Origin of the sequence: Streptomyces viridifaciens (assembly GCF_001888885.2) — a bacterium.
Lineage (GTDB): Bacteria > Actinomycetota > Actinomycetes > Streptomycetales > Streptomycetaceae > Kitasatospora > Kitasatospora aureofaciens.
Genome location: NZ_CP090841.1, coordinates 3,137,471 through 3,156,955 on the forward strand (window position 1 = coordinate 3,137,471; position 19,485 = coordinate 3,156,955).

The following is a 19,485-nucleotide window of genomic DNA, read 5'->3' on the forward strand; positions in this document are numbered from 1 at the left end:
GCCGTCCCGACCCCTACCGGAGACCCATCCGGCCGTGGATGATGCCTCCATGACAAGCATGCCGTCCACCACCCCCCGGAAGGCCCGTCACGTGAAGCGCAAGCACTGGGCGCTGGTCGCCGCCGCCACCGTCCTCCCGCTCGCGGCGAGCACCGGCACCGCCGTCGCGGCGCCCTCCGGCTCCACTCCCGCCCAGAGCACGGCCTGCACCTACACACCCGCCGTCCCTGCCGACAACTTCAAGGGCATCCCGGTCTTCGACGCCCAGAAGGCCGCCCGCCCCTACCACGCGACCCTGCGGACCAACCAGGGTCCGATCACCTTCGAGGCACTGACCGACAAGGCGCCCTGCACCACCTTCTCGTTCCGTTTCCTCGCCGAGCACGACTACTTCGACCGCAGCCACTGCCACCGCCTCACCACCCAGCGGATCTACGTCCTGCAGTGCGGGGACCCCACCGGGACGGGCAGCGGCGGCCCGGGCTACTCCTTCCCGGACGAGAACCTGACCGGCGCCACCTACCCGGCGGGCACGGTGGCCATGGCCAACGCCGGTCCGAACACCAATGGCAGCCAGTTCTTCATCGTCTGGAAGGACACCAAGCTCTCCCCCGCCTACACCCCGTTCGGCCGGGTCACAGCCGGGCTGGACGTCCTGCAGAAGATCGCCGCCGCCGGCGAGGACGACCAGAACGGCCCCGGTGACGGCTACCCCAACGTCCCCGTGAACATCCGCAGCGTGAAGATCAGCAAGCACTGACCAGCGTCCGGCCGGCGGGGTGGGCCGGGCGCAGCCGCCCGGCCCACCCCCGTTGCCGCTCCCGTACGGTGGCATCACCAACGACACCGCAGGGAGCAGCGCCGCATGGACAGCCGGATCTGGGAGAGCGTCGACCACCTGGTCGCTTGGCTGGACGAGCACAGCACGCAGTCGCCACAGGAGGAGCGCCTGCTGCGGCTCCTCAAGCTCTCGGAGGAGGTCGGCGAGGTCGGCGCGGCGGTGATCGGCGCCACCGGCCAGAACCCGCGCAAGGGCGTCACCCACACCTGGGAGGACGTCCAGCACGAGCTCTGCGACGTCGTCTTCAGCGCCCTCGTCGCCCTGCGGACGCTCACCCCCGACGCGGCCCGGGTGTTCGCCGAGCGCCTGGCCTACGTCGAACAGCGCTCCGCCGCCTCCCGACGCCCGGTCGACGGGCCCGAGGAGACGGCGGCGGCCAAGAAAGCCTGAAACGAAGCCCGGCAGAGAGCCCACGGAGAGCCCCACGAAGCCCCGGACCCAACCGTCAAGGGCCAAGTCTCCGACACCAGGCCTCAGAACCCAGGCCTCAGGCACCGAACACCAGTCACGGGCGTCAGGCGTTGGGCGCGACCTTCGCCAGCCCGTTGATCACGCGGTCCATCGCGTCGCCGCCCTTCGGATCGGTGAGGTTGGCGAGCAGCTTGAGGGTGAAGCGCATCAGCAGCGGCCGGGGCAGGCCGTGCTGGGCGGCGAGCTGCATCACCTTGGGGTTGCCGATCATCTTCACGAAGGCCCGGCCGAGCGTGTAGTAGCCGCCGTACACGTCCTTGAGGATGCGCGGGTAGGCCTGCAGGGCGCGCTCGCGTCCGCCGTCGGTGAGGCGGGCGTGGGCCTGCACGATGACGCCGGCGGCGATCTGGCCGGATTCCATCGCGTAGGCGATGCCCTCGCCGTTGAACGGGTTGACCATGCCGCCCGCGTCGCCGACGAGCAGCAGGCCGCGGGTGTAGTGCGGCTGCCGGTTGAAGGCCATCGGCAGTGCGGCGCCTCGGATCGGTTCGGTCATGTTCTCGGGGGTGTAGCCCCACTCCTCCGGCATGCCGGCGCACCAGGCCTTGAGCACCTCGCGCCAGTCGAGTTCGCCGAACGCGGGCGAGGAGTTGAGGATGCCGAGGCCGACGTTGGAGGTGCCGTCGCCCATGCCGAAGACCCAGCCGTAGCCGGGCAGCAGCTTGCGCTGGCCGCCGCGGGTGTCCCACAGCTCCAGCCAGGACTCCAGGTAGTCGTCGTCGTGGCGCGGCGAGTTGAAGTAGGTGCGGTAGGCGACGCCCATCGGGCGGTCCTCGCGGCGGTGCAGGCCCATCGCGAGCGAGAGCCGGGTGGAGTTGCCGTCGGCGGCGACCACCAGCGGGGCCCGGAAGGTGACCGGCCGCTTCTCCTCGCCGAGCTTGGCGGTGACGCCGACGATCCGGCCGGTGCGGTCGTCCAGGACCGGCCCGCTGACGTTGCAGCGCTCGTAGAGCCGGGCGCCGGCCTTCTCGGCCTGACGGGCCAGCAGCTCGTCGAAGTCGGCGCGCTTGCGGACCAGTCCGTAGTCCGGGAAGGAGGCCAGCTCGGGCCAGTCCAGCTCCAGCCGGACACCGCCGCCGATGATGCGCAGGCCCTTGTTGTGCAGCCAGCCGTTCTCGGTGGAGACGTCGATGCCCATGTCCACCAGCTGCTTGGTGGCGCGCGGGGTCAGACCGTCGCCGCAGACCTTCTCCCGCGGGAAGGCGGTCTTCTCCAGCAGCAGCACGTCCAGCCCGGCCTGGGCGAGATAGTACGCGGTCGTGGCGCCGGCCGGGCCCGCGCCGACCACGATGACGTCGGCAGTGCTCTCGACCGTGCTGTCCGGCTTCGTCAGATCGGCTGCGGTCTCGGACACGTGGACACACTCCTGGAGCTGCGGCGGGGGGATGGCGGCTTTTGTCTCCGGCAGTCTAGTTCCGCTGACGTCGCCGGACTCGCCCGCGCCCCGTCCCGCCCTGCCCCGACCCGGGCCGGGGCAGGGCGGGACGGGGCCGAGGCAGGGCGGGACCGGGGGGGCAGGGCGCGGGATGGGCGGCACGGCCCCGCTAGGCGGACTTGTACCCGCGGTGCAACGCGACGATCCCGCCGGTCAGGTTCCGCCAGGCGACCTTCGACCAGCCGCTCTCCTGCATCCGGGCGGCCAGCGCCGGCTGGTCCGGCCAGGCCCGGATGGACTCGGCGAGGTAGACGTACGCATCCGGGTTGCTGCTGACGGCGGTGGCGACCGGCGGCAGCGCGCGCATCAGGTACTCGGTGTAGACGGTCCGGAACGGCGTCCAGGTCGGCGTGGAGAACTCGCAGATCACGAGCTTGCCGCCGGGCTTGGTGACCCGGTGCATCTCGCGCAGCGCCGCGTCGGTCTCGTGGACGTTGCGCAGCGCGAAGGAGATCGTCACGGCGTCGAAGGTGTCGTCCGCGAACGGCAGCCGGGTGGCGTCGCCGGCGGTCAGCGGCAGCTCGGGGTGGCGGCGCTTGCCCTCGGTGAGCATGCCGACCGAGAAGTCGCAGGGGACGACCTGGGCCCCGGCCTCGGCGAAGGGCAGCGAGGAGGTACCGGTGCCGGCCCCGAGGTCGAGCACGAGGTCCCCCGGTCCGGCGGCGACCGCCTCGGCCACCGCCCGACGCCAGGCGCGGGCCTGGCCGAGGGAGAGCACGTCGTTGGTGAGGTCGTACTTGGCCGCGACGTCGTCGAACATGGCGGCGACTTCGTGCGGCTGCTTGTCCAGGGAGGCTCGGGTCACGCCCCCATTCTTCACCCTGTGACGGGCGCCGCGACCAACGGGGCACACCGGGAGGGCGCCACGAGCCGACCGGCACGAACCGACCACGGGCCGACGAGCGACCACCACCGGCCGACGACCGGGAGCGGCCCCCACCGGTCACCCGCTCTGGTGCGACCCCCGCCGCCCGCCCGTACGCCGCCTGCGCCGGGAGCGCTTGCCCTGGGTGATCGCGGGCATCCCCTCGGCCAGCGCCCCGGTCGCCAGCGCGAGGTTGGCGGCGAGCCGGCCCTGCCCGGTGCGGACGGCCACGGCCCGCCGGTGGCGCCGGATGCGCAGCACGCAGATCAGGAACAGCACGACGGCGACCGGCACACTGAACCGGGCCAGTCCCACGCCGACCGGCTGGGGGTAGGTGTCGCCGCAGATCCGCACGGCGCCCGGGTCGTCGGCCGCGTGCTCCAGACAGACCGGGTCGCCGACCTTGGTGCCGTCGGCAAGCGGCAGCGCGGCCGCAGTGTGCGGCTGGCCGCTCACCTTGTAGCTGACGGCGCTGTAGGTGCCGCCGCCGGTCGGCAGCTGGGTGACGACGCCCTCGACTCTCACCGGATGGGCCGCGATCCGGTCGGCCTGGTCGGCCTGGCGCCAACCGAGCAGGCACATCCCGACGGCCAGCACGGCGCTGAGCACGGCGGCGAGGTACCAACCACGGCCCAACCGCGGGGATCGCGGCGGGGGGACGGTCGCGGTTCGCATGGTTCCTGTCCTGGCTTGCCTCCGGGGCCTGGGACACGGCCCCGCCACCCGCGGGCACGGGCGGTGGTGTGGTGAGGGTACGGAGTGAGCTGTCCGGGATCGTATCCGCTGGCGGGCCCTCAGGTCACGGCGAAGGGTCAATCACCCCCCTGCGAGAGCACGGCAGTTCGGGTGCACACGATGCAAGTTCCCTGCGCACCAAGGCAATCCGACTACTGATGAGTACGTCACACCGGCCGGCCGCCGGCCCTCGCGCGGGAGTCACCGCCGCCGGTACACCAACCGCCCGCCCAGCGCCGTCGCCAGGCACCCACCTGCAGCCGGTCGCACCCCGTCCCCACCCCCGACCGCCAGCCCCGAGAGCCCCGACACGCCGGACAGGCCCGACAACCCTGACAGCACGGGCAGCCCAGGGAACACCGCGAAGTCCGCCCGCCCACCGGCCGCCACCCGGCCGTGCACGGCCAGCGGCAACGGAAGCACCGCCAGCGGGTCCAGCGACCCGGCGCCGGCGGCAGCACCGGCACCGGCGCCAGCCCCGGCATCGGAAGCTCCCGGCAGCGCCGCCAGCCCCGAACGCGCCACCGCCGTCCGCACCGCGGCCCGTTCGAACGGCCCGGCCACCGCCGTCACCCCGAACCCGAGCATCCGCTGCAGCCCGCGCCGCGCGCTGGCCCCGTACCGGGTCTCGTCGGTGCAGCCCACCAGCCCGTCCACCACCGGCTCGACGCCGATCTCCTCGCGCGGGTCCGGGTGGTAGTCCCGCTCCAACAGCCGCTGCCCCCAGGGGTTGCGCAGCCCGGGCGTGAGCACGGCCGCCGTGCCCCAGTCCCGCACCCGCGCCGACGGGTGCGCCGCCGCCAGTTCTCCGTACGGCCCGACGGCCTCGACCAGTTCGCCGCGCACCACCACCGCCCCGTCGGCGATGGACGGGGCGGTGGGATCGGCCGGATCGGGCAGCACGAGGGCCGCCCGGTGGAGGGTCAGCACCGGTTCGGGCTCCGAGGACTCGACGAGCTCAGCGGGCTCAAAGGACCCGAAGGACTCAAGGACTCAAGGACCCGAAGGTCCCGACGGACTCGGAGGACTCAGTTGTCCAGGATCTTCAGCTCCGGGTGCGCCGTGCCGCCCTCGATCGCCGTGGAGGCGATGTGCGAGGCGACCCGCGGGTCGACCGGGTCGTTCGCCGGGTCGTCCAGCACCCGCAGGTGCTCGTACGTGGTCGAGCGCTGCGCCGGGACACGGTCGGCGGCGCGGATGAGGTGGATCAGTTCGGTCAGGTTGGAGCGGTGCTTGGCACCGGCCGCCGAGACGACGTTCTCCTCCAGCATCACGGAACCGAGGTCGTCCGCGCCGTAGTGCAGCGACAGCTGGCCCGCCTCCTTGCCGGTGGTGAGCCAGGAGCCCTGGATGTGGGCGATGTTGTCGAGGAACAGGCGGGCGATCGCGATCATCCGCAGGTACTCGAAGACGGTGGCCTGGGTCGAGCCCTTGAGGTGGTTGTTCTGCGGCTGGTAGGTGTACGGGATGAAGGCGCGGAAGCCGCCGGTGCGGTCCTGCACGTCACGGATCATCCGCAGATGCTCGATCCGCTCGGCGTTGGTCTCGCCGGTGCCCATCAGCATCGTGGAGGTGGACTCCACGCCGAGGCCGTGCGCGGCCTCCATGATCTCCAGCCAGCGCTCGCCGGACTCCTTGAGCGGGGCGATCGCCTTGCGCGGCCGCTCGGGGAGCAGCTCGGCTCCGGCGCCGGCGAAGGAGTCCAGGCCCGCCTTGTGGATCCGGGTGATGGCCTCCTCGATGGAGACGCCCGAGATCCGGGACATGTGCTCGACCTCGGAGGCACCGAGCGAGTGGATCACCAGCTGCGGGAACTCGGCCTTGATCGCCGAGAAGGCGCGCTCGTAGTACTCCACGCCGTAGTCCGGGTGGTGGCCGCCCTGGAACATGATCTGGGTGCCGCCCAGCTCGACCGTCTCCGCGCAGCGGCGCAGGATCTCGTCGAGCTCGCGGGACCAGCCCTTGTCGCTCTTGGGCGGCACGTAGAAGGCGCAGAACTTGCACGCCGTCACGCACACGTTGGTGTAGTTGATGTTGCGCTCGATGATGTACGTCGCGATGTGCTCGGTACCCGCGTAGCGGCGGCGGCGCACCGTGTCGGCGGCGGAGCCGAGCGCGTGCAGCGGCGCGGACCGGTAGAGGTCGAGCGCCTCCTCCGGGGTGATCCGGCCGCCGGCGGCGGCCCGGTCGAGCACGGCCTGCAGGTCGGTGCTGGACGCATCGAGGGTGGTCGCTGCGAGCTCGGTCACCTGGCGGCCTTCTCTCTCTCAAGTGCTACTGGGGTACGGCCGAACCAGCCTACGCCAGGCCTTTCGGGCGCCCGCGTCAGCCCGCTGAACTGCGCCTCAGCCGCGCAGCGGCGCAACCCGGCCTCCCCCTTCACCCCTTTCCCTCCTTCGCCCCTTCACCCATTCACCCTGTGCATCGTCCCGGCCGGGTTCCCGGCCGCCGGGTCGGCGGAGGTGAAGCGGATCGTCCCGTCGGCCTGGAGGGTGAGCGTCTCCGTGTTGGAGCCGCCGGTGCAGGCGCCCGGGATCGAGGACTTCACCAGCCGGGACCGGAACACCAGCTCGGTGCCGGTGACCGACCGGAGCGTCCAGGCGCCCTCGCAGCTGATCGAGATCAGGCCGGAGAGGGCGTTGCGGCTGGTGGTGGTCTCCTGACCGACCGCCGCCTGGCGGACGGTGAGGGTGGTGGTGCCGCCGGGCAGTCCCTTGTCGGTGACCATGTCGCCGCTCCAGGTGCCCAGGAACGCCGCCGGCACCGCGTTCGGCCCGCCCGTCGCGCCCGCCGTGCCCGTCCCACCCGGCGGCACCGGAGCGTCGGCCGACGGAGAGGTCGACGCAGAGGTCGACGCGGGAGCCGAGGCCGGCGGCCCGTCCGTCCCGCCCGACCCGAAGGCCCCGGGCGACGCGACGGCGCCGCTCGGATCGATGGACGGAAGCGGCATCGGCCCCACGGAAGGCACCGACACCACCGGATCCGGCCGGTGGGTCATCGCGTACAGCCCGTACCCGCTACCCCCGAGCATCGCGGCCACCAGCACCGCCGCCCCCGCGAGCCCGGCCCGCCGCTTCCACGGATCGGCCCCCGCCGGCCGCACCCCCTCCGACTCCGCCCCCGCCCCCGCCCCCGGCTCCGGCTCCGGCTCCGGCTCCGGCACCACCCCAGGCACCGGACGTCCCCCCGGCACCAAGGTCGGAGTCGGCACCACCTCGGCCCCGTCCCCGGCGGCCCCACCGTCGACCGCCGCCTCGGCCCCCTCCAGGTCCAGCAACTCCACCGCGCTGCGCCCAACCCCCGCCGCCAGGGCCGGCGGCAGCCAGTCGCCCCGCGACAGCCGGGCGGCGGCCGCGCCGTCCGGGTCGAGCCGCGCGGCCAGTCGCTGCGGGGTGGGCCGGGCGGCCGGGTCCTTGGCCAGGCAGTCGAGGACGGTCTCGCGCAGCGGCTCGGGCAGGCCGGCCACGTCCGGTTCCTCGTGCAGCACCCGGTAGAGCAGGACGGCCGCACTGACGCCTTCCCCGAAGGGGTGGACGCCGCTGGCGGCGAAGGCCAGGACGGCGCCGAGGGAGAAGACGTCGCCGGCCGGTCCGACGATCTGCCCGTTCGCCTGCTCGGGTGACATGAAGCCGGGCGAGCCCACCACATAACCCGAACGAGTGAACCCGCTGGTGGCGTCCAGGGCCCGGGCGATCCCGAAGTCGATCAGCCGCGGCCCGTCCAGGGTGAGCAGCACGTTGGAGGGCTTGACGTCGCGGTGCACCAGGCCGAGCCCGTGCACGTGGGCGAGCGCTCCGGCGAGCCCGACGCCGAGGGCGCGGACGGAGTCCTCGGGCAGCGGCCCGTGCTCCTGGACGGCGTCGGCGAGTGCGGGGCCCGCGACGTAGCCGGTGGCGACCCAGGGCTGCTCACCCTCGGTGTCGGCGTCCAGGACGGGCGCGGTCCAGGTGCTCCCGACCCGGCGGGCGGCGGCCACCTCCTGGCGGAACCGGGCCCGGAACTCGGGGTCGTCCGCGAGCTCGGTCCGCACCACCTTGACGGCGACGGTGCGGCCCCCGGCCGTCCGGCCGAGGTAGACCCGACCCATCCCTCCCGAGCCGAGCCGCCGCAGCAGCCGGTAGGCGCCCACCCGGCGCGGATCGTCCGACCCCAGTGCCCGAATGCCCCGCATGCCCCGCACGCTCCCCTCGCACGCGTACGCGCGGCTCCGGGCGGGTGCCCGGCCGCGTACGCCGCTCCCGAACCGCACCCCGCGCAACACCTGCCGGGCACGCCTCGGGAGCAGACCGTACCGGGCCGGGCGGACCGCCGTCCGGCCGTAACGACAACCCCCGGCCCACCCCCTCCGGCCCACCCCGCCGGACCTTCCCTCCGGCCCCCGGACCTACTCCCCCGTCCCCTACCCCCCGACCGGCAGCGCCGTCGGCTCCAGCAGCCGCACCGCCACGTCCGGCGCGAAGCCGCTGTCGTGCGCGACCCGCCGGGCGAACTCGGCGACCCCGGCCAACTGCCGCTCGCCGAGCGAGAAGTCGAGCGCCTCGCTGAAGTACCGCTCCAGGACGTCCGCCCCGAAGGCCTCCCAGCGGGCGGCCTGCTCGGCGACCTTGGCGGCCTCGACCAGCGACAGGTCGCGGGACTCCAGGAAGGCCCGGTGGACGGCCGCGGTCAGCTCGGGGCGGCGCTCGGCGAACTCGCGGCGCACGGCCCAGACGGCGAAGACGAAGGGCAGCCCGGTCCACTCCTTCCACATCTCGCCGAGGTCGTGCACGGTCAGCCCGAGGTCGGCGGCCTGCCCGAGGTAGGCGCGCAGGGCCGGGTCGCCGATCAGGACGGCGGCGTCGGCCTCGGCGAGCATCGCGCTGAGGTCCGGAGGACAGCTGAAGTAGTCCGGGCGAACGCCTTCGCGCTCCTCCAGGAGGAGTCGGGCCAGCCGGACGGAGGTGCGGCTGGTGGAGCCGAGGGCGACCCGGCGGCCGTCGAGGTCGGCGAGCGGCACCTTGCTCACGATCAGGCAGGACATCACCGGACCGTCGCTGCCGACCGCGATGTCGGGCATGACGAGCAGGTCGTCGGCGTTGCGCAGGTACTCCACGCAGGTGATCGGCCCGATGTCGAGGGAGCCGCCGACGAGCTGGTCGCTCAGCTTTTCGGGGGTGTCCTTGGTGAGGTCCAGGTCGAGCAGGTTGCCGGTCCTGGCGAGGCCCCAGTAGAGGGGGACGCAGTTCAGGAACTGAATATGGCCGACCCGCGGTCTGACCGGGGTGTTCTCTTCGGGCTGGTCGGGCTCCCGCTTTTGCGCGTCCGGTGCTGCCACTGCGCCGCTCCCTTGCTGTTCGTGCGCTCCCCCGCAGCGTATGCCCGCTGTTCGGGACGGCTCGCACCGGCCACCCGACACGCGCGGGAGCGCCCCTCGTCAGAGCGGTGACGGTCCGGCGCGCGCCCCCAACGCGCCTTCCACCGCCCGCTCCCAGCCTTCTTCCCGCCCGATCCGGAGGCCCACGACACGCACCGTCCGGAGGGCAAGTGACCTCTGGTCGTCACAGCGGCCGCATGCTAGCGTTGCCCTCAGTTGCAGTTTGATTCCCCTTGCAGTACTTGAAGCCTGCGGAGCATGTAACCGCGGGCTTTTTGTAGTTTTTCAGCAATATCGAAAAACTTCGGACTCGTCCGGAGGCAGGGCGATCAGCGCAGCGGACCGGGGACCACACGGTGTGGCCCCCGACACGCATCGCAAGGAGAACGGCATGGCTCAGGGAACCGTCAAGTGGTTCAACGCTGAGAAGGGCTTCGGCTTCATCGCCCAGGAGGGCGGCGGCCCCGACGTCTTCGTCCACTACTCCGCCATCAACGCGAACGGCTTCCGTTCGCTGGAGGAGAACCAGGCGGTCACCTTCGACGTCACCCAGGGTCCGAAGGGCCCGCAGGCGGAGAACGTCACCGCCGTCTGACCATCCTCTGATGTTCTGATCGCTCGGGACCCCTTCGGGTCCGCCGGCGGCTCCCGACAGCCGTCACCATGAGCACAAGAGCAGCACCCAAGGGGGCCTGCCCATCGCGGCGGGCCCCCTGCCTTTTCGGTTCGCCCGTCTCCGCGGGCCGCGCCGGGAAGGCGACGAGGAACGCCGAAAGGCCCTCCCCCGTCGGGGGAGGGCCTTTCGCGTACCCGGCCGGAGGACCCGGCCGGAGGAACCCGCCGGAGGAACCCACGGGCGGAACCCGATCGGGCGAACCCGGGGATCAGGCCGCGGCCACGCCCTCGGCGTCGGCGCGCACCGGGATGACGGCCTTCGGCGCGTCCTCCTCGTACAGGTCCCCGGAGGGGTTGTTGTACGCGGCCACGTCCAGGATCCGCTCCCGCGCCGCGACCACGATCGGCACGACCACCTGACCGGCGACGTTGGTCGCGGTCCGCATCATGTCCAGGATCGGGTCGATGGCGAGCAGCAGGCCGACGCCCTCCAGCGGCAGGCCCAGGGTGGAGAGGGTCAGCGTCAGCATGACGATCGCGCCGGTGAGGCCGGCGGTCGCGGCCGAGCCGACGACCGAGACGAAGGCGATCAGGATGTAGTCCTTGATGCCCAGCTCGACGTTGTAGACCTGGGCGACGAAGATCGCGGCGACGGCCGGGTAGATCGAGGCGCAGCCGTCCATCTTGGTGGTGGCGGCGAACGGCACGGAGAAGGACGCGTACTCGCTCGGGACGCCGAGGCGCTCGGTCACCCGGCGGGTGACCGGCAGGGTGCCGACCGAGGAGCGGGAGACGAAGGCCAGCTGGATGGCGGGCCAGGCGCCCTTGAAGAAGTGCAGCGGGTTGAGGCCCGCGGCGAAGCGCAGCACCAGCGAGTAGACGACGAACAGCACCAGCGCGCAGCCGACGTATATGTCGAGGGTCAGCGTGGCGAAGGGCTTGAGCAGGTCCCAGCCGTACTTGGCGACGGACTTGCCGATCAGGCCGAGGGTGCCGAGCGGGGAGAGCCGGATGACCCACCACAGGGCGGTCTGGGTCAGCTCCAGCACGGTCTCGCTGAGCTTGAGGACCGGGTCGGCCTTGGTGCCGAGCTTGATGATCGCGGCGCCGACCACGACCGCCAGGAAGACGATCTGCAGGACGTTCACCTTGACGAAGGCGTCGACGATGTTGGTCGGGAAGATCCCGGTCAGGAAGTCGATCCAGGTGCCCTTGGAGTCGAGCGCCTTGAGGCCCTCGGTCTTGAGGTTGGTGCCCTGGCCGGGGTTGGTCAGCAGGCCCAGGCCCAGGCCGATGCCGACCGCGATCAGCGAGGTGATCATGAACCAGAGCAGCGTGCGGGTCGCCAGCCGGGCCGCGTTGGTGACGTTGCGCAGGTTGGCGACGCTCACCACGATCGCGGTGAAGACCAGCGGGGGCACGGCCAGCTTGAGCAGCTGGACGAAGATCTTGCCGATGGTCTCCAGGGTGGTGGCCAGCCAGGAGACGTCGGCGGCACGGGCCAGGTAGCCGAGGCCGACGCCGAGCACGAGGCCGGCGACGATCTGCACCCAGAACGGCGTCTTGCGGATGCGGGTGAGCACGGACGGCGACGAGGTCGCCTCGGGCGCTGTGGACATGGGGGTGCGACTCCGGGGAGGGCGTTGCTGACGGTGGGGTGTGGGGCGGAGGCGGCGGCACGGCACGGGGCCGGGCACGGGAGGGGCTCGGGCCCCGGTTCAGGGGCGTGCCGCCGCGGTACAGCTCAGGGCCGTACGGACCGTGGCGCGACAACGGCACGGGCTGTCCACAGCACCGGTCAGAGCACGGGGGCGGGCGGCGCCGGGCAGCTGGCCCGGGCCGTGCATCCGCAGTGCGTCTGAGGTGGTCACGGCCAATACGTTAGCAGTAAAGATTTGAGATGTTCAAAGTAGTTGTTTGAGATGAGCTCGAACTCCAAGCCCGCCTCGGGGCGAGATCCGGGCACGAACGATGCTGACGCCCCATCAGATCAGCCTTCCGGACGGATTGACCGACCGGCAGTTATACGTATAACCTTGACGGTGTCCCCGGCCCTCCCCTGCGCTCCCCGCCCTCCCCGCCCAGACACCGGAGAAGACCACCGATGGGCTACCTCGCCCTGCTCCGCGCCCCGCACGTCACCCGACTCCTGCTCGGCACCCTGCTCGGCCGCCTTCCCGCCGGTATGACCGCCCTGGTGATCGCCCTCGCCCTGCGCGAGGCCGGCGTCCCGTACGGCCGGATCGGACTGGCCACCTCCGTCTACGCACTCGCCGCCGCCGTCGGCGGGCCGGTGCTCGGGCGGATCGTCGACCGGACCGGACAGCCCCGCGTCCTGCTCGCCTCCGCCGTGATCGCCGGCGGCGGGTACGCGCTGCTCGCCCTCGCCCCCGGCTCGGCCGTCGCGGCGCCTCTCGGCGCCGCCGTCGCCGGTCTCGCGATGCCGCCGCTCGAGCCCTGCCTGCGCTCGCTCTGGCCGGACGTGGTCGAGGACGAACAGCTCGACACCGCGTACGCCTTCGACTCCGCCTCCCAGCAGATCCTCTACGTGGCCGGGCCGCTGGCCGTCGCCGGGATCGCCGGACTGTTCAGCCCGGTCGCCGCACTCTGGGTGGCCGCGGGACTGGGACTGGCCGGCGCCCTGGTCGTCGCCACCGCCGCCCCGGCCCGGGCCTGGCGCGCCCCCGCCCGCGAGAAGTCCGCCGGACTGCTCGGCCCGCTGCGCTCCCCGGGCCTGGTACTGCTGCTGGTCGGACTGGCCGGAGCCGGCTGGGCGGTCGGCGCGCAGAACGTGCTCTTCATCGCCTACGCCGAGCGGCACGCCGGCGGACTGCCCGGCGGCGGAGGCACCCTGCTGGCGCTGGCCGCGCTCGGCGGACTGCTCGGCGCACTCGCCTACGGCACGGTCAACTGGCGGCAGAGCACCGCCACCCGCACCTGGCTGATGGCCCTCGCGATGGCCGCCTCCTACCTCCCGCTGGTGACGCTGCCCGGCCCGTACCCGATGGCCGCACTGGCCTTCGTCTCCGGCATCCTGCTGGCCCCGCTGCTCGCGGCCGCCTTCGTGCTGGTCGCCGAACTCGCCCCGACCGGGACGGTCACCGAGGCCTTCGCCTGGCTGGTGACCCTGTTCGCCACCGGCAACTCGCTCGGCTACGCCGTCTCCGGGCACCTCGCCGAGGGCTCCTCGCTCCGGCCGGTCGCGGTGTGCGCGGCGGGCGGGATCGCGCTCGGCGCAGCGGTGCTGTTCGGCGCCCGCCGCTGGTTCCGCTCCGCGCCGACGGCGCCGCGCTTCGAGCCCGTCGGGGCCGTCGAGCCCGCCGAGCCCCTCACGGTGGGCTGACCGGCCCGCCCCCACAGACGACTGCGCCCGCCGGGGGTCTGGCCGGCGGGCGCAGTCCTTTCCTCGGAGCCGCAGCCCCGTCAAGGCCGCGCCGGGGCCGTCAGCGCGCCGGGGCCGTCGAGGAGCGCCGCACCAGGGCGGTGGCCAGCGGCGCCACCGGCGCCACCCGCTCGCCGCGCAGAAGTCCGGCCAGCGCGGCCGCCCCCGCCCGGCCGAGCTCCTCGCCGGGCAGGTCGACGGTGGTCAGCGGCGGGGCGAGCAGCCCGGAGACCGCGACGTTGTCCATGCCGACCACCGACAGGTCGTCCGGCACCCGCAACCCCCGCTCGGCGGCCGCCTGGTAGACGCCGGAGGCGACCACGTCGTCGTCGCAGATCACCGCGCGCGGACGGTCCGACCGCTCCAGCAGCTCCCCCGCCACGCTCCGCGCGGCCGTGTACCCCTCGTTCAGGCTCACGCCCAACTCCACGACGTCCAGGCCGAGTTCACGGACGGCCCGCTCGAAGGCGGCCTGCCGGACCCGGAAGGTGTACGCGGCGTGGGTGGAACGCAGGTGCCCGATCCGGCGGTGCCCGAGGGCGGCCAGGTGCTCGACGGCGGCCCGCATCCCGCCGGCCACGTCCAGTTCGACGGTCGGGCGCGCCCGGTCGGTGCCGGGATCGGCGTCCAGGAAGACGGCAGGGGTGTCGGGCGGCAGTTCGCCGAGCTGGCTGTCGTCCGGGGAACAGATCAGCAGGCCGTCGAAGCGGCCCGCCGTGGCGGCCTCGGCGAGGGTGGCGCTGCCCCAGCCGGAGCTGACCACAACCGCCAGGCCGTGCCGGCCGGCCTCGTGGTGCACACCCTCCAGCACCCGGCCGAAGAACGGGCCCTGGAGGTTCGGCACGGCCAGCATGATCATCCCGCTGCGGCCCAGCCGCAGCTGGCGGCCGGCCGCCTGCGGGCGGTAGCCGAGGCTGCGGGCGGCCTCGCGGACCCGCTCCCGGGTCGCCTCGGAGACCCGGCGGCCGGCCTCGGCGCCGGAGAAGACCAGCGAGACGGTGGCCTGGGACACTCCGGCGAGCCGGGCGACGTCCCGCCCGGTGGGCCGGCGCACGGGGGCAGGCCACGTCCCGGCGGACCGGTCGGCCCCGGCCGGCCGGTCGGCCTCGACGGACCCGTCGGGCTCGACGGCCCGGTCGCCCCCGGAAGGATCAGCAGCCACGGCGGGCCGCGCCCGGCGTCAGCTCTGCCGGGAGGCGGTCGCGCGGGCGGCGTCGTCCGCGGCGTCCTCCTCGGCGTTCTGGCTGGCGATCCGCTCGGCGGTGCGGCTGCGCATCCCGGCGACCTTGGTGGTGATCTGGGTGGACATCTCGTCGCGCTGCTTGCTCAGCAGCACATAGCTGAGCGGCGCGGAGGCGACCGCGGCCAACAGGACCAGGAAGACCACCCCGGCCTCGCCGCTCACCGGGATGACCCCGAAACGCCCCAGCAGCAGGGCCACCAGCAGGCACCCGAGGAAGATGCTGGCCCGCATGGAGGTGTAGCGGAGCGTGGCGTGCGACTTCTGCGGGCCGTTGCTGCTCACTGGGACACATCCTTCTGGTTCGAGCCGGGGCGGGACTTCCCAGTGAAGCATGCCTGACACCCGGCGCGGGCCACGGGTCCGCCGCCCCTGGCCCGGGGAAGCCCGTGGGAAGCCCCGACGGGCCCCGAGGGTTCAGCGCAGGTCGAGCCACATGGTGATGTCGTCGCGGTCGTCCCCGGGGGCGACCCGGATCGCGGCCGGCACCCGGCCGACCTCCCGGTAGCCGCAGCGGGTGTAGAAGCGCTCCAGGCCGAGGCCACCGCGCGCGGTGAGCCGCAGCGACTCCAGGCCCCAGGCGCGGGCGACCCGTTCGGCCTCGGCGAGCAGTTCGGCGCCGTAGCCGAGGCCCTGGAAGTCGGGGTGCACCATGACCCGCTTGAGCATCCGCCAGTGCTCCATCGGTGCGAAGCGCATCGACGCGAAGAACAGCACCCCGACCAGCCGGCCGGTCGCGCTCTCGTGCGCGACCAGCAGCCGGTCGGGACCGTCCGGGTGGACCCCGGCGAACTGGTGGTCGGCGGTGTCCCAGACCTCGTCCTCGGTGACCGGAGCCACGAAGCCGACCGCGCCGCCCGCGTTGGTCACGTCCGTCCACAGCCGTACGACGGCGGTGCGCAGGTCGGGGTCGAGCTTCGGGTCCAGGGTGAAGGTGAGCGCCATGGAGCGGAGCCTAGTGTTCCGGTCGAACGTGCTTACGAGAGGGCGGGCACCGCCCGGTCGGTCGGCCGGCCGGTGCGCAGCGCCAGGCAGAGGCCGACCGCGACCGCGCACAGTGCGCCGGCGCCGTACCAGGTCAGGTCGTAGTTGCCGAGCGCGTCGCGGGCCAGGCCGGCCAGTCCGGCGACGACGGCCGCGCCGATCTGGTGGGCGGCGAGCACCCAGCCGAAGACGATCGGGGCGTCCTCGCCGAAGTGTCGGCGGCACAGGGCGACGGTCGGCGGCACGGTGGCCACCCAGTCCAGGCCGTAGAAGACCACGAAGGCGAGGATCGGCGGCTGGAGCGAGCCGGCGAGCAGCTGCGGCAGCAGGAGCAGGGAGACCCCGCGCAGCCCGTAGTAGACGGTGAGCAGCAGCCGGGAGTCGACCCGGTCGGTGAGCCAGCCGCTGAACACGGTGCCGGCCACGTCGAACAGGCCGATCAGGGCGAGCAGGCTCGCGGCGGTGGTGACGGGCATGCCGTGGTCGTGGGCGGCCGGGATGAAGTGGGTGCCGACCAGACCGGCGGTGGTGGCGCCGCAGATCGCGAAGGAGCTCGCCAGCAGCCAGAACGGCCGGGTGCGGGCGGCGTCGCGCAGCACCCGCAGGGTGCGGGCCAGGGCGCGGGCGTCCCGCACCGGCTCGGGCGGGGCCTCGGTGGCGCCGTACGGGAGCAGGCCGAGGTCGGCGGGGCGCTCACGCATCAGCAGCAGGACGGGCACGGCGACGGCGCTGGCGGCCAGCGAGACCACGACCACGGCCGAGCGCCAGCCGTGCTGTTCGACCAGCCAGGCGCCGACCGGCAGGAAGACCAGATTTCCCGCTGCTCCGGCGGCGGTGAGCACACCGGTGACCAGTCCCTGGCGGGCCTGGAACCAGCGGCCGGTGATGGTGGTGGCGAAGGCGCCGGCCATCGAGCCGCTGCCGAGGCCGACCAGTACGCCCCAGCACAGGACCAGTTGCCAGGGCTGGCGCATCAGCATGGTCAGGCCGGCGCCGACGGAGATGGTCAGCAGCGCGCAGACGACCACCAGGCGCACGCCGAAACGGTCCATCAGGGCGGCGGCGAAGGGGGCGGTGAGGCCGTAGAGCGTGAGGTTGACGGAGGTGGCGCTGGAGATCGTCCCGAGCGACCAGCCGAACTCGTTGTGCAGGGCGTCCATCATCAGGCTGGGCGTGGAGCGGAAGCCGGCCGAGCCGAGCAGGACGAGCAGGGCGACGGCGGCGACCACCCAGGCGTAGTGCACCCGGGGGCGCCGGCCGGGCGCGGGGGCGGTGGGCGTGGAGGCGGCGAGGGCGGCGGGCGTGGAGGCGGCGAGGGCACTGCGTTCGGTCACGTGGACGAGTCTCCCGAGCCCGCGCCACCCGGACGAGTGGCCTGAATGACAGCTTTCGCAAGAATCGGGCCACGCCCTCGCGTACCCTGACCCGGACGCGCCCCGCTCCGGTCGGGGAGGCGGGAGTCCGAGGACGGGGCCCCGGGGAGGGAACGGCATGGCGCACCTGGTCGCGGTACTCGCCCTGGAGGGCGCGATCGCCTTCGAACTCGGCATCCCCGCAAGGATCTTCGGCAACGCCAAGGACGACGCCGGCCGCCCGCTGTACCAGGTGGCCACCTGCACCCTGGACGGCGGGCCGGTCGCCACCAGCGCAGACTTCCGGATCGCGGTCGACCACGGGCCCGAACTGCTGGAGCGGGCCGACACCGTGGTGCTCCCCGCGTCCCACGACTCCGACCCTGACCTGGCGGACGCCCCCTTCACCCCCGAACTCGCCGCCGCACTGCGGCGGATCCGGCCCGGCACCCGGCTGATGTCGATCTGCACCGGCTCGTTCCTGCTGGCCGCCGCCGGACTGCTGGACGGCCGCCCGGCCACCACCCACTGGCGCTACACCGAGCTCTTCGCCCGGACGTTCCCCAAGGTCCTGCTGGACCCGGACGTGCTCTACACCGACGACGGCGACATCCTCACCTCCGGCGGGGTCGCCGCCGGGGTCGACCTGTGCCTGCACGTGGTGCGCCGCGACCACGGCAGCGCGGTGGCCAACGCGGTGGCCCGCAACTGCCTGGTGCCGCCCTGGCGCGACGGCGGCCAGAAGCAGTACGTGGAGGCGCCGAGCCCGGTGACCTCCGGCGGCACCGGCACCGGCACCGGCACCGCGGCCGTCCGCGCCTGGGCACTGGAGCACCTGGAGGAGCCGCTTCCGCTGCGCCGGCTCGCCGACCGGGCGGGCATGAGCGTGCGGACCTTCACCCGGCGCTTCCGCGAGGAGACCGGCGCCAGCCCCGGCCAGTGGATCACCACCCAGCGCACCGAGCGGGCCCGGCAGTTGCTGGAGCGCACCGACCTGACGATCGACCAGGTCGCCCGGCGGTCCGGCTTCGGCACCGGCACCTCGCTGCGGCTGCAGTTGCGCGGACGGCTGGACGTGGCTCCGAGCGCCTACCGGCGAACGTTCCGCACCCCGGCGTAGCGCCGAAGGACGGTTCCCGCGCGGCCGAGGGCCGGGCGAAGAGCCGACCGAAGCCGAGTGAAGCCGAGTGCTGAGTGAAGCCGAGTGAATCCTGGGAGAAGACTGGCGCTAGGCCGGAATCCGCCCCCGGGGAGCGGCGCACCGGACGGCGGCCGGCCGCGTACGCGCCTGGCGCAGCGTGGCGGGCCACCGTCCGATCGCGGCGCACGGCCCCTGAACCCGCGCCGCGGCCTCCGCACTCGCCGAGGAGCGGGCCGCGCCCGGCGGTCCACGATCCCCCCTGCTGACGCGATCCCCCTGGACAGCAGCACCGTGGCGCGGACGGACGTCCCCTCGGCGTCCCCTCGCAACGGAGAGCCGCACCCAAGCGTGATCAGTCGGATACGTCACGTCAATGGGTAGTCCGAAATTCGGAATGGTTGCGTCAGCTTTCGGCCGGTGATCACCGCCGTGGTCCACGCCACCCGGCAGCGGCGCCCGAAGGCCCGTGGAGAGCCGCTGAAGTCCGCTGCCGGAAGCCGCTATTGAGCCAAAGCGGCCCAGTCCGCCCCGGCCATCGGGTCCACCGGTCGGGCCTGGGTGTCGATCTCGCACCAGACCCGCTTGCCCGATCCGTCCGGGTACCAGCCCCAGCGCTCGCAGAGCAGCTCGACCAGTTCCAGCCCGCGCCCGTTGGTCGCGTCCTCGTCCGCACCGGCGTGCCGGGGGGCCGGGGCGGTCCGGCTCGCGTCGGCCACCTCCACCCGCAGCAGGCCGCACGGACCGGCCTGCGCGGAGCCGTCGGCCACTGGCAGGCAGAGTCGCAGCACGGCCGGACAGCCGGTGTGCACCACGGCGTTGGTGACCAGTTCCGAGACCACCAGCACCACCGTCTCGGCCATCGGTGCGTCCGGGTCCACTCCGTGGTTCAGCAGCCGCGAGCGCACCCACCGGCGGGCCCGGCCGACCTCCGAGGGGTCCGCCTGCACCGCAAGCTGTACCTGAAGAACCTGCACCGCTCCACCACCCGCACTCGCAGTTCGGCCAACGTCCCGATCGGGCCGGATCAGCCGGCCGGCGGGGCCCTCGCGCTTCGCCCGGTGCCACCCGGGG

Annotated in this window: 18 protein-coding genes; 5 read left to right on the forward strand and 13 right to left on the reverse strand. The window is 73.4% G+C overall.

The genetic code is table 11. The features are described from left to right. The first annotated feature begins 49 nt into the window (after positions 1-49). Together BOQ63_RS20960 and BOQ63_RS20965 are read left to right on the forward strand one after the other, a co-directional pair. A complete protein-coding gene (locus BOQ63_RS20960; protein ID WP_223885995.1) occupies positions 50-760 on the forward strand; it encodes a peptidylprolyl isomerase in 711 nt (236 codons plus the stop codon). Positions 761-865: 105 nt separating this feature from the next. Beyond that, positions 866-1,231: a MazG-like family protein gene (locus tag BOQ63_RS20965; protein ID WP_030287200.1), complete on the forward strand. Its 366-nt coding sequence runs from the start codon at positions 866-868 to the stop codon at positions 1,229-1,231. Between the two features lie 124 nt (positions 1,232-1,355). Here BOQ63_RS20965 and BOQ63_RS20970 read toward each other — a convergent pair whose 3' ends face one another. From BOQ63_RS20970 to BOQ63_RS21000, 7 genes are all read right to left on the reverse strand, one after another. Further along, complete coding sequence (locus tag BOQ63_RS20970; protein WP_030287198.1) at positions 1,356-2,645, reverse strand: geranylgeranyl reductase family protein; 1,290 nt, start codon at positions 2,643-2,645, stop codon at positions 1,356-1,358. Positions 2,646-2,856: 211 nt separating this feature from the next. Continuing rightward, a complete protein-coding gene (locus BOQ63_RS20975; RefSeq protein WP_030287196.1) occupies positions 2,857-3,552 on the reverse strand; it encodes a demethylmenaquinone methyltransferase in 696 nt (231 codons plus the stop codon). A 138-nt stretch (positions 3,553-3,690) separates the two neighbouring features. Continuing rightward, positions 3,691-4,287 carry a hypothetical protein gene (locus BOQ63_RS20980; RefSeq protein WP_072654779.1) on the reverse strand — a complete coding sequence of 199 codons (597 nt, stop codon included), beginning with the start codon at positions 4,285-4,287 and terminating at the stop codon, positions 3,691-3,693. Between the two features lie 261 nt (positions 4,288-4,548). Continuing rightward, a complete protein-coding gene (locus BOQ63_RS20985; RefSeq protein WP_072654780.1) occupies positions 4,549-5,277 on the reverse strand; it encodes an amidohydrolase family protein in 729 nt (242 codons plus the stop codon). Positions 5,278-5,375: 98 nt separating this feature from the next. Beyond that, positions 5,376-6,596, reverse strand: coding sequence for a cyclic dehypoxanthinyl futalosine synthase (mqnC, locus tag BOQ63_RS20990; protein WP_046387239.1), 1,221 nt, complete (start codon positions 6,594-6,596; stop codon positions 5,376-5,378). A 155-nt stretch (positions 6,597-6,751) separates the two neighbouring features. Then, a complete protein-coding gene (locus BOQ63_RS20995; RefSeq protein WP_150476378.1) occupies positions 6,752-8,509 on the reverse strand; it encodes a serine/threonine-protein kinase in 1,758 nt (585 codons plus the stop codon). A gap of 237 nt (positions 8,510-8,746) precedes the next feature. Beyond that, complete coding sequence (locus BOQ63_RS21000) at positions 8,747-9,661, reverse strand: menaquinone biosynthetic enzyme MqnA/MqnD family protein (RefSeq protein ID WP_030287186.1); 915 nt, start codon at positions 9,659-9,661, stop codon at positions 8,747-8,749. A gap of 430 nt (positions 9,662-10,091) precedes the next feature. On the opposite strand from BOQ63_RS21000, the gene BOQ63_RS21005 reads away from it, so the two are divergent. Then, positions 10,092-10,295, forward strand: a complete 204-nt coding sequence (locus BOQ63_RS21005; RefSeq protein ID WP_030287184.1) for a cold-shock protein — start codon at positions 10,092-10,094, stop codon at positions 10,293-10,295. Between the two features lie 289 nt (positions 10,296-10,584). On the opposite strand, the gene BOQ63_RS21010 is transcribed toward BOQ63_RS21005, so the two are convergent. After that, positions 10,585-11,934, reverse strand: coding sequence for a dicarboxylate/amino acid:cation symporter (locus BOQ63_RS21010; RefSeq protein ID WP_037830435.1), 1,350 nt, complete (start codon positions 11,932-11,934; stop codon positions 10,585-10,587). Between the two features lie 485 nt (positions 11,935-12,419). Here BOQ63_RS21010 and BOQ63_RS21015 point away from each other — a divergent pair, with 485 nt between their 5' ends. After that, complete coding sequence (locus BOQ63_RS21015; RefSeq protein ID WP_150476025.1) at positions 12,420-13,658, forward strand: MFS transporter; 1,239 nt, start codon at positions 12,420-12,422, stop codon at positions 13,656-13,658. A 100-nt stretch (positions 13,659-13,758) separates the two neighbouring features. Here the strand turns inward: BOQ63_RS21015 and BOQ63_RS21020 are convergent, their stop codons facing one another. The 4 genes from BOQ63_RS21020 to BOQ63_RS21035 all read right to left on the reverse strand — a co-directional run bounded on the left by BOQ63_RS21020 (position 13,759) and on the right by BOQ63_RS21035 (position 17,255). Next, a complete protein-coding gene (locus BOQ63_RS21020; RefSeq protein ID WP_037830434.1) occupies positions 13,759-14,751 on the reverse strand; it encodes a LacI family DNA-binding transcriptional regulator in 993 nt (330 codons plus the stop codon). Between the two features lie 126 nt (positions 14,752-14,877). Then, positions 14,878-15,222, reverse strand: coding sequence for a DUF4229 domain-containing protein (locus BOQ63_RS21025; RefSeq protein ID WP_030287176.1), 345 nt, complete (start codon positions 15,220-15,222; stop codon positions 14,878-14,880). 132 nt (positions 15,223-15,354) lie between these two features. Beyond that, positions 15,355-15,882, reverse strand: a complete 528-nt coding sequence (locus BOQ63_RS21030; RefSeq protein WP_030287174.1) for a GNAT family N-acetyltransferase — start codon at positions 15,880-15,882, stop codon at positions 15,355-15,357. A gap of 32 nt (positions 15,883-15,914) precedes the next feature. Then, positions 15,915-17,255 carry an MFS transporter gene (locus BOQ63_RS21035; protein ID WP_030287172.1) on the reverse strand — a complete coding sequence of 447 codons (1,341 nt, stop codon included), beginning with the start codon at positions 17,253-17,255 and terminating at the stop codon, positions 15,915-15,917. A gap of 157 nt (positions 17,256-17,412) precedes the next feature. Between BOQ63_RS21035 and BOQ63_RS21040 the strand changes: the two genes are divergently transcribed. Next, on the forward strand, positions 17,413-18,393 hold the full coding sequence (locus BOQ63_RS21040) for a GlxA family transcriptional regulator (RefSeq protein ID WP_030287171.1): 981 nt from the start codon (positions 17,413-17,415) through the stop codon (positions 18,391-18,393). Positions 18,394-18,914: 521 nt separating this feature from the next. Here the strand turns inward: BOQ63_RS21040 and BOQ63_RS21045 are convergent. Continuing rightward, entirely contained in the window at positions 18,915-19,388 is a 474-nt protein-coding gene (locus BOQ63_RS21045; protein WP_046386046.1) for an ATP-binding protein, read from the reverse strand. Positions 19,389-19,485: the final 97 nt, after the last annotated feature.